Source organism: Arthrobacter arnarulunnguaqae, from assembly GCF_051262515.1.
In the GTDB taxonomy this organism is placed as follows: Bacteria; Actinomycetota; Actinomycetes; order Actinomycetales; family Micrococcaceae; genus Arthrobacter_N.
The window spans coordinates 1-347 of record NZ_JBIMER010000047.1; the positions used below are offsets into that span (position 1 = coordinate 1).

1 protein-coding gene is annotated in these 347 nt (G+C 71.5%); it reads right to left on the reverse strand.

All coding sequences use genetic code 11. The features are described 5' to 3' along the window. Nucleotides 1–347, reverse strand: a 347-nt coding sequence (locus ACHAAJ_RS15605) for an FAD-dependent oxidoreductase (RefSeq protein WP_435729160.1), incomplete at both ends; no start/stop codon positions are given.

Sequence of the window (347 nt, forward strand, 5' to 3'; positions counted from 1 at the left end):
TCGCGCAGCTCCAGCGGGGTGAACTTCACCTGCGCGGGTCCGCGGCGGCCGAAGACGTGCACGTCGGTGACCGGCGACGCGGCCAGGCCCCGGAACACGTTGTCGGGGATCTCGGTGACCAGCAGGTCCTCGGCGTGCTTGGACAGCACCCGGGCCACGTCGAGGGCGACGTTTCCGTTGCCGATGACCGCCACCTCCCTGGCCTCCAGCGGCCATTCGCGCGGCACGTCGGGGTGGCCGTCGTACCAGGACACGAAGTCCGCGGCGCCGTGGGACCCCTCCAGCTCGATGCCGGGGATGTTCAGGTCCGCGTCCCTGATCGCCCCGGTGGCGAAGATGACGGCGTC